The organism is Megasphaera lornae (genome assembly GCF_000214495.1).
Classification (GTDB): domain Bacteria; phylum Bacillota; class Negativicutes; order Veillonellales; family Megasphaeraceae; genus Megasphaera; species Megasphaera lornae.
Genome location: NZ_AFIJ01000007.1, coordinates 88,153 through 105,011, shown reverse-complemented (window position 1 = coordinate 105,011; position 16,859 = coordinate 88,153). Strand labels below are relative to the sequence as shown.

Annotated in this window: 13 protein-coding genes; all 13 read left to right on the top strand. The window is 47.7% G+C overall.

Features of this window, described 5'->3' with window-relative positions; genetic code table 11:
• Positions 1-3: 3 nt before the first annotated feature.
• A complete protein-coding gene (locus HMPREF1039_RS01180; protein WP_007390473.1) occupies positions 4-1,251 on the top strand; it encodes a murein hydrolase activator EnvC family protein in 1,248 nt (415 codons plus the stop codon).
• A gap of 10 nt (positions 1,252-1,261) precedes the next feature.
• Positions 1,262-2,533, top strand: coding sequence for a S41 family peptidase (locus tag HMPREF1039_RS01175; protein WP_007390510.1), 1,272 nt, complete (start codon positions 1,262-1,264; stop codon positions 2,531-2,533).
• Positions 2,534-2,698: 165 nt separating this feature from the next.
• On the top strand, positions 2,699-4,246 hold the full coding sequence (locus HMPREF1039_RS01170) for a gluconokinase (protein ID WP_007390543.1): 1,548 nt from the start codon (positions 2,699-2,701) through the stop codon (positions 4,244-4,246).
• A 22-nt stretch (positions 4,247-4,268) separates the two neighbouring features.
• The gene (gene gndA / locus HMPREF1039_RS01165; protein WP_007390540.1) at positions 4,269-5,678 is read left to right on the top strand and encodes an NADP-dependent phosphogluconate dehydrogenase; all 1,410 of its coding nucleotides are present in this window, start codon (positions 4,269-4,271) and stop codon (positions 5,676-5,678) included.
• Between the two features lie 26 nt (positions 5,679-5,704).
• Positions 5,705-6,577 (top strand): MurR/RpiR family transcriptional regulator, encoded by an 873-nt coding sequence (locus HMPREF1039_RS01160; protein WP_007390480.1) that lies wholly within the window; start codon positions 5,705-5,707, stop codon positions 6,575-6,577.
• A 97-nt stretch (positions 6,578-6,674) separates the two neighbouring features.
• Positions 6,675-7,301, top strand: a complete 627-nt coding sequence (locus HMPREF1039_RS01155; protein WP_007390553.1) for a site-2 protease family protein — start codon at positions 6,675-6,677, stop codon at positions 7,299-7,301.
• Between the two features lie 11 nt (positions 7,302-7,312).
• Positions 7,313-7,852 (top strand): hypothetical protein, encoded by a 540-nt coding sequence (locus tag HMPREF1039_RS01150; protein ID WP_007390537.1) that lies wholly within the window; start codon positions 7,313-7,315, stop codon positions 7,850-7,852.
• Positions 7,853-7,946: 94 nt separating this feature from the next.
• On the top strand, positions 7,947-8,798 hold the full coding sequence (htpX, locus tag HMPREF1039_RS01145) for a zinc metalloprotease HtpX (protein ID WP_007390519.1): 852 nt from the start codon (positions 7,947-7,949) through the stop codon (positions 8,796-8,798).
• 166 nt (positions 8,799-8,964) lie between these two features.
• On the top strand, positions 8,965-10,701 hold the full coding sequence (ade, locus tag HMPREF1039_RS01140) for an adenine deaminase (RefSeq protein WP_007390584.1): 1,737 nt from the start codon (positions 8,965-8,967) through the stop codon (positions 10,699-10,701).
• 24 nt (positions 10,702-10,725) lie between these two features.
• Positions 10,726-11,838: a 4-hydroxybutyrate dehydrogenase gene (locus tag HMPREF1039_RS01135; RefSeq protein WP_007390509.1), complete on the top strand. Its 1,113-nt coding sequence runs from the start codon at positions 10,726-10,728 to the stop codon at positions 11,836-11,838.
• Between the two features lie 365 nt (positions 11,839-12,203).
• Positions 12,204-14,180, top strand: coding sequence for a single-stranded-DNA-specific exonuclease RecJ (recJ, locus tag HMPREF1039_RS01130; protein WP_007390551.1), 1,977 nt, complete (start codon positions 12,204-12,206; stop codon positions 14,178-14,180).
• 13 nt (positions 14,181-14,193) lie between these two features.
• The gene (locus tag HMPREF1039_RS01125) at positions 14,194-16,395 is read left to right on the top strand and encodes a RelA/SpoT family protein (protein ID WP_007390513.1); all 2,202 of its coding nucleotides are present in this window, start codon (positions 14,194-14,196) and stop codon (positions 16,393-16,395) included.
• Positions 16,392-16,841, top strand: a complete 450-nt coding sequence (gene dtd, locus HMPREF1039_RS01120; RefSeq protein WP_007390580.1) for a D-aminoacyl-tRNA deacylase — start codon at positions 16,392-16,394, stop codon at positions 16,839-16,841. The genes HMPREF1039_RS01125 and dtd overlap by 4 nt, the downstream gene beginning before the upstream one ends.
• Positions 16,842-16,859: the final 18 nt, after the last annotated feature.

Below are 16,859 nucleotides of genomic sequence, written 5' to 3'. Positions count from 1 at the left end.
GGTATGATAGAGTTTAAGGCACAAAAAAAATATATTGTCGCCTGTGTAACGGCCGCTCTTCTGGCACCGTGTATTACGACGTTTGCCGTTGATGAAGATTTGCATAATCGGTTGTCTAATGTGAAAAGTCAAATGCAGGTACAGGCGCAACGAAGTCAACAGGCACAGGCGGTTATCGGCGATGTGTTTGCCAAGTTGAAAACGATTCAGGATCAATTGGCGGCCGCCGAAACGGCAGAACGGGATATTACTGCACAGTTGGCACAAACTGAGAAAAATATTCAAACTACGCAGGCGAAATTAGTACAGGAACAGGGGAAATTGGATCAACGGGAAACGGTATTTCAACGCCGTATTCGTGAAATTTATATGCATGGGCAATTGAATTATTTGGATGTGGTCTTAGGCGCCAAGGATTTTAATGATTTTGCTACCCGGGTAGAATTATTGCGGCGGATTGTGGTGTCCGATATGCAGCTTATCTCTTCCATTCGGGTACATCGCGACGCTATTCATCAGGCGAAAAGCGAGTTGGAAGCGGAACGGGCGCGACAACTTTCTTTGCAGGCGGCGGCCGCTAAGAAAAAACAGGAAATAGCACAGCATAAACAAGAATTACAGGCGGTTTTATATCAGGCACAGCATGACAAGGCGGTGGCCGATAAAGCGTATCAAGAACTGGAGGCTTCATCGGCACAAATCGGGGCAATGTTACGGAAACGTGCGGCGGATCGGGCGGCGGCTGCTGCCGTAGCGGCGGCGCGTAAACGGATGGCGGAAGAAGCGGCGCGACGGGCGGCGGCCGCTCGCAGCGGCAGTAAACAGAGCGGCAGTGTCTATATTCCGCCGGCACCGGTGCCGGCCGGTACGGGACGATTGGGATGGCCCGCGTCCGGCCCCATTACGTCGCCGTTCGGGTATCGTATTCATCCTATTTTCGGACGGCGTATCTTTCATAGCGGTATTGATATCGGCGTCGGAACCGGCACGCCCGTACATGCGGCGGATGCGGGAATTGTCGTTTCCGCCGGCTGGATAAGCGGGTACGGGTATGCGGTTATTATTGACCATGGCGGCGGTATTTCCACCTTGTATGCGCATAACAGTTCTTTATTGGTTCATGCCGGACAAAGTGTGGCTAAAGGACAGGTGGTGGCACGCTCGGGGGCTACCGGCAATGTAACGGGACCGCACATTCACTTTGAAGTACGGCGTAACGGTACGCCCGTTAATCCCTTATCATTTTTGTAGGTGATAGTGTATGAAAGGTAAGTTCAGATTATTTTCGTTATGGCGGCAGGTACACGAGGAAAAACGGGTCGACGTGTCGACGACTGCAGCCGTGAAAAAACATACGTATATTTCCCGCATATTGCGTTTTTCGGTAACTTTTGTAGGCGGTTTTGTAGTTCTCACCGGCTTGATTTCGTACGTATTTTTTGCAACGCCGTGGGCGATGTTTCGTCTGTATAAGGCGATGGAATTGGTGCGTACACAATATGCCGGTACAGTGGCACAAAAAAAGTTGTTTGACGGGCTTTTAAGCGGGGCGGTTGCTTCGTTGGGAGATCGGCATTCCACGTATATGAATGCGGAGGATTTGGCGGCATTTAAGCAGCAAATCGGGGCTTCTTATGCCGGTGTAGGGGTAGTGATAGGAAAAAATAATGACGGTGCGGTTGTTATACAAATGTTGCTGGATACGGAAACCCCTTCGCCGGCACAACAGGCTCATCTTCGTAAAGGGGATTGCATTACGGCGATTAACGGCGTTTCGGCAGCGCAAGACTCGTTGGAAACGATTGCGGAAAAAATTCGCGGACCGTTGGGCTCTAAAGTAGTGTTAACGATAGTTCGTGACGGCGTTTCCCGACAAGTTACGCTGGTACGACAAAATTTGCAAATTAAAATGGTCAAAGGGCGCATGATTCCGCATTCAGAAGTGGCGTATATTCGGATTTACGGATTCAGTGAAAATTCAGCACGTGATTTTACACAAGTGTACGCGTCTTTACGGAAACAAGGGATGAAAAAACTTATTTTGGATTTGCGCAATAATCCCGGCGGTTTAGTGGAAGAGGCGGTAGGCGTGGCGACGAATTTTGTACCGAAAAACAGTACGATTATTTCGTTTACTACTACCGGCGGTAAGCAACAGCGTTTTAAAGCGGCGGGGACGGACCGGACCTTGCCCATTGCAGTATTAATTAATCGGCAGTCGGCGAGTGCGTCGGAAATTATTGCCGGTGATATTCAGGATTTACATTTGGGTAAGGTATTCGGAACTCGTTCTTATGGCAAAGGAACGGTGCAAAATATGTATGAATTGTCTTCGCAACAGGCTATTAAATTGACGATTGCGAAATATCATACCAGTTCGGGACGTGAAATTGACGGTACCGGCATTATTCCGGATCAGGCGGTGCCGGAACATTCGCAAGCAGTGGTAGATGAAACCTTTGATGCCGCGTTACAGTGGTTGGATCCGACATATAAAAAGAGCGGTACTGTAACGGCGATTCCTTTGGATTGAGCTAAGGGGCGTGCGGTATCATAAAAATGAGGGTCTTCATAAGAAGACCCTCATTTTTTGATGTCATCGTATCAATACTATAATAATAAAATGAAAACAATGTTGCATGTAGCGACTTTTATTCGTATAATACAAGCATGAACATGGCGGAAAGGATGGAGACTTATGAATAGACAGACCCTAAGTACACGTGTTTGGATCGGTGTGGATGTGGGCACTACCGGTGTTCGCGCTATTGCGTATACGGCGGAAGGTACAAAAGTATGTGCGTCGGAAGCTTTTTATCCCTTGTTGACACCGCGTCCGGATTGGGTGGAAGAAAGTCCTTTACAAATATATGATGCGGTGGTAGAAGTAGTTCATCATACAGCGCAAGAATTGCGTTATAAAAATAAAATAATTTGCGGCTTGGTGCTCAGTACGGCGATGCACAGTTTTGCCGGTTTGAATGCGGCGAAAGAACCGTTAATGGATATGCAGACCTGGGCGGATAGTCGGAGCGCCTCCGTTGTACGGGAGATGAAGCGGGATGCGTCTTCGGTTCGGGCGTTTTATGAACGGACCGGTTGCCCCGTACATGCATGTTATCCGTTGGCCAAGGTGATTTGGTTGCGTCGCAATCAGCCGGAAGTATTTAAACAAATGTGCTATGTCGGGTCGTTAAAAGATTATATTTTTTATCAAATGACCGGCGAATGGGCGGTAGATAAATCCACTGCCAGCACGAGCGGTCTGTATAACGCACATACTTTGCAATGGGATGAAGAAATTTTACGCTATGCAGGGCTTACCGAAGCGCATATGCCGCCGGTGGTAGCCACTACGTATCGGAGTCGGCTGCATGAAAAAGCGGCGGTCGCGCTGGGGTTGCCGAGCGGTACGCCGGTAGTTATCGGCGCTACGGACGGGGTTTTGGTCAATGTGGGCATAGGCGCCGTACAGCCGGGACAGTTGAGCGGTACCATCGGTACCAGCGGCGCCTTACGGATGTTGACGGCGCAACCGCGGGTAGACGCACAAATGCGGACATGGTGCTATAATCTGGTTGATGACATGTGGGTTGCCGGCGGCGCCATCAACAATGGCGGTATGATTCTACGGTGGTTGCGGGATAAGATTTGTCATTACGGCGGCAGTGCCTTGGAAAGTTTGGATATTGATCCGTATGATTTGATGACCATGAAAGCCGAACATGTCGGTCCCGGTGCCGGCGGTCTGATTTGTTTGCCTTGTTTTACGGGTGAACGGGCACCGTATTGGAACTCGGAACTGCGCGGTATGTTTTTCGGCCTTTCTTTAAATCACAGTCGTTCGCATATGATTCGTGCCGTTATGGAAGGAATTTGTTATAGTTTGAACAGTATTATGGCGGCGTTGCGGGAATTCGGACCGATTCGGGATATTCGTGTGAGCGGCAGTTTTACGAAGTCCAATGTATGGTTGCAAATGTTGGCGGATATATTGAATGAACCGATTACGTTGCCGGACAATAGTGAAGGCGCCGCATTCGGAGCGGCCGTACTAGGGTTTATTTCGGACGGTACGTTACAGAGCATTGCGGATACGGCGCATTTGGTTCATCCGAAACGAGTGTACAGGCCGCAGGCGGATACAGTTCCGACGTATAAGGAATTATATCAAATTTTTGAACATTTATACGCACATTTACAAGAAGAATTTGCCGTTATAACCGCTTATCAAAATAAACATTAAGCTACATACAGGAGGATATATTATGGGAGTACAAAATATAGGGATTATAGGCATGGGAGTTATGGGCAGTAATTTAGCATTGAATATAGCGGATCATGCCTATACGGTTTCCGTATATAATCATACGCCGCGTTCGACGGAAAATTTTGTTCGTGACCATGCGCATGCGAATATTATTCCCTATTATGACTTGCAGCAATTTATTGCATCTTTGGAAAAACCGCGCAAAATCATGCTCATGATCGTGGCCGGTGAGCCGGTAGATCAAATGATAGCGCGAATCCTGCCTTTGACGGACGCGGGCGATATTATTATTGACGGAGGAAATTCATTTTTTAAAGATACGCAACGTCGTACTCAAGTGTGCCGAGAAAAAGGGGTGTTTTTTGTCGGTATGGGGATTTCCGGCGGCGAAACCGGTGCCAGACGCGGTCCTGCCGTTATGGTCGGCGGCGAGTCGACGGCGTATGAAAAAATCCGTCATATTTATGAAGCGGTAGCGGCTAAAGCCGACGATGACAAGCCGTGCTGCGCACATGTGGGACCGGATGGCGCCGGGCACTTTGTGAAAATGGTACATAACGGTATTGAATATGCCGATATGCAATTAATTGCGGAAGCCTATTTACTGTTAAAAGAAATGGGCGGCTATACGCATGCGGAATTGGCCGATATTTTTCATGATTGGAATACGGGCGAATTGCACAGTTATTTAATCGGTATTACTGCCGATGTCTTGGCGGAAACGGAAGACGGCGGTTCCGTGTTGTCCATGATTGCGGATCGGGCGGAACAAAAAGGAACCGGGCGCTGGACCGGCATAGAAGCGTTGGCGGAAGGCGTGGATGTATCGTTGATCATCGCCGCCTGCAACGCGCGTGTGCTTTCCCAAGTTGCCGGACGGCGGCGGGCACAGATTGTGTTTCCCCGACCGGAACGGGGACAGGTGAAAGCCGCCGATTTTGTAGAAGCGGTTCGTAAGAGCTTATATACGGCAAAAATAGTAGCCTATGCGCAGGGATTCGCCTTATATCAAAAAGCGTCACAGACGTACGGGTGGCAATTGGACTATCGACGTATTGCGGAAATCTTTCGTGCCGGCTGCATTATACAAGCGAAGTTTTTAGATACTATCAGTACGGCGTATGCGGAAGATGCGCAAGTTGAAAATCTCTTGTTTCATCCCTTCTTTACAGGTAAAATAAAAGAAGGCGAACATAGTTTGCGTCAAGTGGCGGCCTTGGGGCTGGCGGCGGGCATTCCCGTACCGGCTATGGCCGGGGCATTGACGTATTTGGATGCGTATGCCGGTCCTTGTGTCGGTGCCAATTTGATTCAAGGGTTGCGGGACTATTTTGGCGCCCATACGTTTCGTCGAACAGATAAAGAAGGCAATTTCCATCATGTATGGCGGGAGCATTATAAAAGATAATCCGTAAGGCATAAGGAGTGACGGTAATGACGTGGGAAGGTATGCAAAAATTTCCTTTTTTACGCAGTGTATACGGGGAGTTGACCAAATCGGAACGGCGCATTGCCGACTATATTGCAGCCCATGCGGAAACGGTAATGGAGCAAACCATTGCCGATATTGCCGGACAAACGGACAGCTCGGAAATTACGGTATCGCGGTTTTGTAAAAAAGTGGGTTGTACCGGTTTACAAGAGGTGAAATTACAGGTTGCGGCCGGGCTTTCTACGGCAGCGCACGATACGTATCATGATATACACGGTGACGATTCTACGTATACGGTCATGTGGAAGATTTTTAAAAATCTGACAGAAGGATTGCAGGATACGGCCGGATTAATTGTTCCGGCGGCCGTGGATCGGGCGGTTTCCATTTTGTCCGCAGCCGGGCGGGTGGAAGTGTACGGATTCGGCAATTCGGCTACTGTATGTCGGGATATTGCGACGCGATACATGCGCTTGGGACTTTGGATTCAAGCGTATAGTGATGCGCATATGCAAGTTACGGCGGCGGCCTTGCTGCAGCCCGGTGATGCGGTTATTGCCGTATCACACAGCGGCGCATCGGCAGAATTGCTTCATTCCGTACAGACTGCTAAAAAAAATGGGGCAGCCGTTATTGCGATTACCGGTCATTCCCGATCACCGTTGGCGGCTTTGGCGGATGTGTGTCTTTGCGGCATGGGGCGGGAAGTAAAATATTCGTCTGAAGCCGGTGCTTCGCGATTAATTCATATGGCCTTAGGGGATCTTTTGTACACGCGATTGGCCATGACCCGATCGGAAATTTTTCAAAAAAATATGAAAAAAATGCGACGTGAAATACGTAAAAAAAGAATACATTCCGACGAAAAGGACTGAAGCGAAGGCTTCGGTCCTTTTGCGGATGTGCCGTGCATTGACTTTTTTATAGGCCTATATTACTATCTAATTATATGAATCATAGGGAGGACAGTACATGTTTCATTGGGATTTTATTACCTTGGTTGCGGGGATTCCCGGCCTGTTATTGGCGATGGCCGTTCATGAGTATGCGCATGCCCTGGTTGCTGTTAAAATGGGAGATCGGACGCCGCAGTTGGCGGGAAGATTGACGTTAAATCCTTTTTCTCACTTGGATCCGATCGGTACGATTTTGCTGTTGACTGTGCAGTTCGGTTGGGCCAAACCGGTGCCTATTCAGTCCGGCAATTTTCGGCATTGGCGACAAGGGGAAATTAGCGTGGCTTTGGCCGGCCCTGCGGCCAATTTGTTTACGGCATTTCTTTTTCTTGTGGCGGAAATTTTTTTTATAACTTATGATTTGTTTACTACTACACAAGTACATAGGGTATTACAGATGATTGTGTTATACAATATAAATTTTGCCGTGTTTAACCTTATTCCGTTACCTCCTTTGGACGGTTCGCGCGTGGTGACCGCCATATTGCCGTTGCGCTGGCAATATCGTTTGGCGGCATGGGAACGGTATTCTTTTATTATTTTAATTATTTTTTTAGCAACGCCTGTAGTGACGTATGTGTTGTTGCCGCTGCAACAATTGGTGTTAACCGCATATATGTTTATATTGAGTCCTTTATTATAGGAGAAGATACGATGAAGTGGCAATCCTTTATCTGTGCTGTCGCGGCGGCTGTTTGTACAGTCGGGTCGGCAGGCGCTTTTGATTACAAAGTGTCTATTGATGAAGTGGCGGAACATCCTCTTACAGCGTATGAAACGTTGTATTTAGGTATGCCGCAAAAAGATTTTTCGTTAAATTTTTCGGTTCTTCCCGATTGGGTCATGCAGCGTCTGTCCGCGCAGGAATCTCGGGCGGAACGCAGGGTTACCCGTAATGGTGTAACCATTGTGGAGGGAGTACGGGTACAAGCTGCCGACGGGAGCACGCAGGGACGTGTCTTGGCATTTGAAAATTACTTTAAGACAAATGATAAAAAAACGGCAAAGACTACGTATACGCGATTGGTATCAACGCTATATGCGAATATGGACGGCTATCCGGTTAAGCAAACAGACAGTACCGTGACGTGGGTTGCCGGAGAGGTAACGGTCACTATTTCCCGAACAAAAGATGAAAGCGGCTTATATACCGTTATTCTACGGAGATATAACAATAAGGAATTGAAGCAATAGAGGTTGCGCATTGACAGGAATAAGTGGATTGCGTATAATAAAAGTATAAAATTTTACTTTTTGACTTTTGATTTCAAGAAAGAAGAGGAATCTTATGAACAGTGTAAAGACAGCCGCTTTAATGACTCTCTTGGCCTGTATTATGATGGCTATCGGCAGCGTTTTCGGAGGACGGCAGGGGATGTATCTGATGCTGTTGATTGCGATCGGTATGAATTTTTTTTCGTATTGGTTCAGCGATTCTGTAGTTTTGAAAATGTATCGTGCCCAAGAAGTGGATGAAAATCATCGCCTGTATCGGTTGGTGGCGGAATTGGCCGAACGTGCCGAATTGCCGATGCCGCGGGTATATATTATTCCGACGGAGGTGCCGAATGCTTTTGCGACGGGAAGAAGTCCTTCTCATGCCGCCGTCGCCGCTACCGCCGGGATTATGGATATGTTGGATGAAGAGGAAATGCGCGGCGTACTGGCCCATGAAATGTCGCATGTGTTGCATCGGGATATTCTCATCAGCACGGTGGTCGCTTGTTTTGCCGGTGTTATTACAATGCTTGCCAATATTGCGCAATGGGCGGCTATTTTCGGGCGCGGTGATGAGGATGACGGCGGTAATCCCTTGGCATTACTGGCGACAATTATCATTGCACCTTTAGCTGCGGCCTTAATCCAAATGGCGATTTCACGGACGCGGGAATATATGGCGGATGACGAAGGCGGGCGGTTATGCGATGATCCGTTGGCGTTGGCACGAGCTTTGGCCAAAATAGACAATTATGCTCATTATAGGGTTATGCCCGGAGCCTCTAAAGCAACGGCACATTTATGTATTATCAATCCCTTTGCCGGGATCCGCGGCGGGTTAATGAGTTTATTCAGTACGCATCCGCCTACGGAAAAACGAATTGCCCGATTGGAAGCGTTAGATAGAGAATTGCACGGATAAGCGAAACCTTTATATCGTATATCGGTATCCCCCGCATCCGGGTCGTAAGCGACTCGGATGCGGGGGTATCTTTTTATACGCGGCGCCGATTTTTATTTTGTACTCTTTTTATTTATGGTACAATAGTAGCGACAGTAGGGTAAAGAATACAGGAGGTAGAACGCCTTTGTCATATGTAGAGAAACTGCAAAAGCGAATTTCCGTAGGACGGGGAGAAATTCCCGGAGACTGGGTATTAAAAAATTGTCGATTTGTCAATGTATATACACAAACCATTTGTCGTGGCGATATTGTCGGCGCGGACGGGTATATTGCCGGTATAGGCGGCCCTTATGAAGGAAAAAAAGAATGGGATGCCGGCGCGTATATAGCGGCCCCCGGTTTGATAGACAGTCATATTCATGTGGAATCTTCCTATACGAGTCCGGAAGAGTTTGCCCGTATGGTTGTTCCTTACGGCACTACCGCGGTTGTTGCGGATCCGCATGAAATTGTTAATGTCTGCGGTCTTGCGGGGTTGCAGTATATGCAACAAGCTTCACGGCTTACACCGCTGCATATTGCCTGGATGTTGCCTTCCTGCGTGCCGGCTACGCCGTTTGATCACAGCGGTGCGGGATTGACGGCGGCGGACATGGAAAGACCTTTGCGACAACATAACGTATCGGGATTGGGGGAGTTTATGAATTTTCCCGGTGTGTTGGCCGGAAATAAAGATGTCTTACAAAAGTTGGCCCAAGCGTTCGACAGCGGTAAACCGGTAGATGGACACAGCCCCGGGTTACAAGGGGCGGATTTGCAAGCGTACATCGGCGCGGGGATACAAACGGATCATGAATGTCATACGGCGGCGGAAGCGCAAGAAAGAGTGGCTGCCGGCATGTATGTATTATTGCGGTATGGTTCGGCATGTCATGACTTGCCACGTTTAATTCAGGCCGTTACGCCGGCAACGTTGCGAAGATTTCTGTTGTGTTCCGACGATTTACATCCCCGTACGATTCGGGAACGAGGACATTTGAATGAATCGTTACGGCTTTGTGTGGCTGCCGGTCTTTCTCCGGAAGCGGCGTTGACTATGGCTACGTTAAATGCGGCGGAATGTTACGGATTTCATGATCGGGGCGCATTGGCCCCGGGAAAACGGGCGGATATTGTTTTATTTGACGACTTGGCGAATTTTCATGTTGCCAAGACGCTTATCGGCGGTGAAGAAGCAGCGGTAAACGGGGCTTGTTTATGGCCGGTTATACGTCAACCGTATACGGAAGTGAGCAGTTCCGTACAGGTAGGGGACTTATCGCCGGAACGGTTTGCCCTGCAGGTGAAATCTTCGCTTGTTCATACGATTGATATTCAGCCGGGCAGTGTGGTTACACGTAAAGGCAGGGCTACGATACAGCGCGACGGACAGGGCGATTTTATCTATAATCCGCAAGAAGATATTGTCAAAGTGGCGGTTGTGGAACGCCATCGCGGCACCGGCCATATGGGGTTGGGATTATTACGCGGCTATGGTTTAAAAAAAGGCGCAGTGGCAGTTTCTATTGCGCATGATTCGCATAATATTATTGTCGCCGGAACCAATAATACGGATATGGATACGGCAGTGCGTGCGTTAATAAAAAGTCGCGGCGGCATGACCGCAGTTTGTGACGGACAGGTTGTTTGTACCATTCCGTTACCGATCGCAGGATTGATGAGTGATCACAGCGGGGATTGGGTTGCGGCACGGATGGAAGAATTTTATGCCGTTGGGCGTGAATGGGGCATTCCGGATACGGTGGATATGGTCATGACCCTGTGTTTTATGTCCCTGCCGGTTATTCCGGAAATTAAGTTGATGGATACCGGTCTGTTTGATGTAGAAAAATTCAGGTTTCTTTCTTTGGAAGCGGAATAAAAAATAGGTACAGGAGGTATGGATATGGAAGAATTTATGGTAAAACCGAAGATTAAAATGTATGAAACATGTCGGGAATTTGTAGCGGCTTGTAGGGTGACGGCGGATGATGTAATGATCACCAATCGCTATATTTATGAACCGTACTTTGCGGATCTCCATCTCCCCTGCCGGGTTGTATATCAGGAAGAATTCGGGTTGGGAGAGCCGTCGGATGAAATGGCGGAAGCTTTATTTGCGTCGATTCCGGGAAATCCGCAACGCGTTATCGCAGTGGGTGGCGGGACTATAATTGATTTATCTAAATTATATGCGTTGAAAACAAGTCGTCCCGTATTGGATGTATTTGACGGCAAGATTGTGCCGGAAAAAGGGAAAAAATTAATTGTTGTGCCTACGACTTGCGGTACCGGCAGTGAAGTGACGAATGTTTCCGTGTTGGCGTTGTTGCAACGGCATACGAAAAAAGGGTTGGCGGTAGATGCGTTATATGCCGACGAAGCGGTGTTGATTCCCGAATTATTAAAAACGTTGCCGTATAAAGTTTTTGCCACCAGCTCTATTGATGCGTTGGTACATGCAGTAGAGTCCGCGTTATCGCCGGATGCCAATGAAATTACCCGGATGTTCAGTTATAAGGCAATAGAAAAAATTATACGCGCTTATCGGGCGGTAGCCGCCGAGGGGGCGGATACCCGTTTTCGCTATACGAAAGATTTCCTGACTGCCAGTAATTATGCCGGCATTGCTTTCGGTAATGCCGGATGTGCCGCCGTGCATGCTATGAGTTATCCCTTCGGCGGTGCCTATCATGTGGTACACGGAGAATCGAATTATGTTATTTTTACAGGAGTTTTAAAATATTATTTCCAAAAGCGGCAGGACGGAGAAATTGCCGTATTAAATGCCTTTTTGGCAGAGTTGTTATCTTGTAATGCGGCGCAGGTATATGAAGAATTGGATGCGTTGTTGGCACGTATATTGCCGCAAAAAGCCTTACATGAATATGGCGTTACAGAAGCGGACTTGCAGACCTTTACGCAATCTGTTATGGAAAATCAGGGCCGGTTAATGGCACATAATTTTGTTACGTTGCAAGCCGAAGACGTGTATCGTATTTACAAAAATTTATTCTAAACGGCAGCGTTGGTCAGTACGACACGACGAGCCTCCGAAACGGAGGTTCGTCGTGTTTTTCATGGCGGTTTTCGCATGGCAAGGATATATAAGAAAACGATTTACAAGTTGTGGGGCTCGGGAAGGGAAACAGGAGAAACGAATAAACGTATAAATTTTACTCACTATAAAATCGTGCGGCAGGACGCCGGGAGAAGAAAGATACGCAGTATAGGGTATGATTAACGGGCATGGATAAGATGAAAAAATAAAATAAACACATTTTTTTTAATATTTTTTAATATTTTCTTTGATTTTGAGAATACAACGTGGTAGAATATAGGTAAATTATTGATACTGATTATTCATGAGAACCGGGAGCAGGCATGACTAAACGATGGCAATTACAGGCCGGGGCGCCGACCGCGGAGGCGCAGCTTACGAAAGAACTTCATATTTCCCCCGTATTATCCAAAATGTTGGTCAATCGCGGTATTACTACGGTAGAAGAAGGACGTCATTTTTTACGGGATACGATCGCGGACAGTGCCGATCCGTATAGGATGAAAGGGTTGGAAGCGGCCGTATTGCGGCTGGATAAAGCCATAGACGAACAGGAACGGATTGTCATTTATGGGGACTATGATGTCGACGGCATTACGGCCACGGCTATTATGTGTGCCGTCCTGCGGGATCTGGGAGCCGCTCCGGAGTTTTATATTCCCGAACGGCAAAGTGAAGGGTACGGACTGCATCAAGAAGCCCTGGAATATTTACAGCAAATAGGAACGCAGGTGTTGGTTACCGTAGATTGCGGGATTGCTTCGCATGATTTAGTGGCCCGGTTTAATACGGCGATGGATATTATTATTACCGATCATCATGAGCCGCCGCCGAAAGTGCCGCCGGCATATGCCGTATTGGATGCGAAACAGGTCGATTGCTCTTATCCGTATAAAGAATTGGCCGGTGCCGGCGTGGCCTATTTGTTATGTCGGGCATTATGGCAAAAACGACGGCATACACCGTTGGAAAACTATGCCGAAATTGCCGCCTTGGGTACGATTGCCGATTTAGTGCCGCTGACGGGAGAAAATAGAGCCCTGGTGCGTGCCGGGCTGCAGCGTATGCGGCAAGGTGCCAATATGGGATTACAAGCGTTGTTTCAGGAGGCCCGTATAGAAGCGGAAAAAATTACGGCCGGTCGTATTGCGTATACGATCGCCCCGCGGTTAAATGCGGCCGGGCGGATTAGTCATGCGAAGCAGGGGGTACAGCTTTTGCTGTCTCACGACCGGGAAGAAACGCGCACGATTGCGGCGCGTTTGACGGCGTTAAATCAAGAACGGCAACGGCTGGAACAAGACATTGCGCAGTTGGCCGCAACACAAATCTCGGCACAAGGGCGGGAAAAAGACGGAGTCCTTATTGCCTATGGGGAAGATTGGCATCCCGGTGTGATCGGCATTGCCGCCTCACGGTTAGTTGAAAAATTTTATCGTCCGGCGTTGGTCATCAGTATACAGAACGGTATCGGAAAAGGATCGTGTCGGAGTATTCCGGGATTTAATATGTATCAAGCCTTACAATTTGCGGAAGACCTTTTATTACAATATGGCGGTCATACGATGGCGGCGGGGTTTTCCGTACGGGTTGAAAATATAGAGGCGTTGCGTCGTCGGTTATGTGAATATGCGGCGCAACAATTATGTCCCGATGACTATATTCCGCGATTGGCGATTGATATGCAACTGGATATACAGGACATTTCTCTGGAACTGATTCAGGAATTATCTTGTCTGGAGCCGTACGGGATGGGAAACAGTCGACCGATTTTTTCGCTGTCGCGAGCCGTATTACAGCACATTCAGCCCATCGGTGCGGGAAACCGGCATTTGCGTCTGGTCATAGATACGCCGCAGCGGGAGTTGACGGCTATCGGCTGGAGTATGAGTGAAGCGGCGCGATCGTTATTGGACGGCGATCAGGTAGGATTGGCTTTTCAATTGGAACGAAATGAATTTCGCGGACAGGTAATGCCGCAATTAGTGGTGCAGGATATTCATGCACCGGAAGTGTCCGTACACCTGAATCGTGCTACTATGGTTGACGTGTATACGGCAGTACGGGTGATTTTACAACGATGTAAAATTTCTGTTTATGCAGTGCAACAGCGGCTTTTGCGGCAGTTGGAAAATCGGTATGACGGGCATGTTCTCTATGCGGCCCTGCAAGTATTGACGGAAATCGGCGTGCTGCGAACGGAAAATACTGCCGGCGGGTTGGTGTATTATTTGCCGGTGATAAAAGAAAAAATGCAGTTGGAAAATTCTCCTGCATACTGCAAATATACATCCGCCTGAAAGGAGGGATACCGTGGAAGGACAACAAGAAATAGAAGAAAAATTTCAACAGTTGGTAGCTACGATTCATTCGTATCAGCCCGATGCGCCGGATTCGGATTTACAAAAAGCGTTTCTCTTGGCGGCGGATGCACATAAAGATCAGCGTCGTGTCAGCGGTGAATGGTATATTGTTCATCCTTTGGCGGTAGCTCAGATTTTAGCGGATATGAAAATTGATGCCACTACAATTACGGCGTCGCTTTTACATGATGTGGTGGAAGATACGGCGTATATGTTGGACGATATTGAAAAATTGTTCGGCAAAGAAGTGGCCTTTTTAGTGGACGGGGTTACCAAATTAAATCGTTTGGATTATCGGACAAAAGAAGATCAGCAAATTAACAGCATGCGGAAAATGTTTTTGGCCATGGCTAAAGATGTGCGCGTGGTGGTCATAAAATTGGCCGACCGTTTGCATAATATGCGGACTTTGCGATTTATGCGCAGCGACAAGCAAAAGCGTATTTCTCAGGAAACGCTGGAAATTTTTGCACCGTTGGCACATCGTCTCGGGATTTTTAATATTAAATGGGAATTGGAAGATTTATCGTTTCGGTATTTGGAACCTGATAAATATTATGATTTAGTCGATCAAATGAAGCAAAAACGCCATGTGCGGGAAGAAATTGTCAATGAAGCCATTGAAGTCCTTCGCAAGGCGTTGACCGCCTCGCACATTCAATTTGAAATCAATGGTCGGCCCAAGCATTTTTACAGTATTTATAAAAAAATGAAAAAAGATAATCGCGATTTGAGTCAAGTATATGATTTATATGCGATTCGCATTATTGTCGATACGGTGCAGGATTGTTACGGCGTATTGGGGATTGTTCACAGTTTATGGAAACCGTTGCCGTATCGCTTTAAAGATTATATTGCCATGCCGAAACCGAATAACTATCAGTCTTTACATACAACGGTTATCGGGACGCGGGGACAACCGGTAGAAATTCAAATTCGTACGTGGGAAATGCATCGTGTGGCGGAGTACGGCGTAGCGGCGCATTGGCGGTATAAAGAAGGTCGCGCCAATGCGGGAGCGAATGAATTTGATGAAAAAATGGGGTGGTTGCGCAATTTATTGGAATGGCAGGATACGACGAATCCGAGAGAATTTATGAATGCGTTGAAATTGGACGCGTTTTCGGATGAAGTGTTCGTGTTTACGCCGCGCGGCGATGTGATTGATTTGCCGCAAGGTTCTATTCCGATTGATTTTGCGTATCGCATTCATACGGATGTGGGGCATCGTTGTGTAGGAGCTAAAATAAACGGTAAGATTGTACCGTTGGATTATCCGTTAAAAAACGGCGACATTGTAGAAATTATTACCTCCAAAGTCGGTAAGCCCAGCATGGACTGGCTGAAAATTGTAGGTAGTTCGGAAAGCAGAACCAAAATTCGCAATTGGTTCAAACGGGAAAATAGAGAAGAAAATTTAGAAAAAGGTCTGGAAGCCTTAGAGAAAGAGTGTAAGCGATTAGGGTATGAATGGAAAGAAGTACATACGGACGGACGGTTGGCAAGGGTAGCAAGGCAATTGAATGCCGGCACGGAAGATGACCTGGTGGCGGCAGTCGGTTATGGCGGTTTTGCTGTCAATACGATTCTGATCAAGCTTATTAAAATGCATAAAAAAGAAGTTACGGGAAAAGATAAGCCGGAACCGGCGGTGCCCATGGCGCCGGTCAAATCGCATAAGACGGAAAAACAATATGGCTCCGGGATTTTAGTTAAAGGGGAAGCCGGCTTGCTTATTCGTTTGGCTAAATGTTGCAGTCCCGTACCGGGCGATCCGATTATCGGCTTTATTACAAAAGGTCGCGGGGTTTCTGTGCATCGGGCGGATTGTCCCAATATCGGGCAGGCGAAGGGAAATGTGGAACGTTTAATTGATGTGGATTGGGAATACACCGGGCAGGAAATGTTTGAAGTGAACATGGAGATTATTGCGTATGATCGCACGGGAATTATGGCGGAAATCATGGCTGTATTGGCGGAAATGAAAATCTCCGTTCTCAGTATGAATGCTAAAGTAAGCGATACGAAAACCGCGACGATTCATATGGGAATACATATCAAAGATTTGGCACAGTTTGAATTTGTGGCAACTAAAATCAGACGGTTAAAAGATGTGTATTCGGTAGCCCGGTATACAGGAGGCGGCATATGAGAGCAGTAGTACAACGCACGGCCACGGCAAGCGTGACTTCGGAAGGCGTGCAAACCGGAAGTATCGGCAAAGGGTTGACCGTTCTTTTGGGGATTGCCCCTGATGATGGGGAGAAAGATTTGCAATACATCGTGGATAAATTAATTCACATGCGGATTTTTGAAGATGCAGCGGGAAAAATGAATTGTTCCGTACAAGATGTAGGCGGTTCTTTACTGGTAGTTTCACAGTTTACTTTGTATGGGGATTTACGTCATGGGCGGCGTCCGGGATTTACTGCGGCGGCGTCGCCGGAAATGGCGGACAGGTGGTATAACAACGTGGTGGAGGCGTTGCGCGCTACCGGCATTCCGGTGGAAACGGGGCGGTTTCAAACCCATATGGTCGTCAGTCTGGAAAATGACGGCCCGGTAACTATTTTGTTGGACAGTAAAAAAGGATTTTAGCTTCTATGGAGGAGCGTA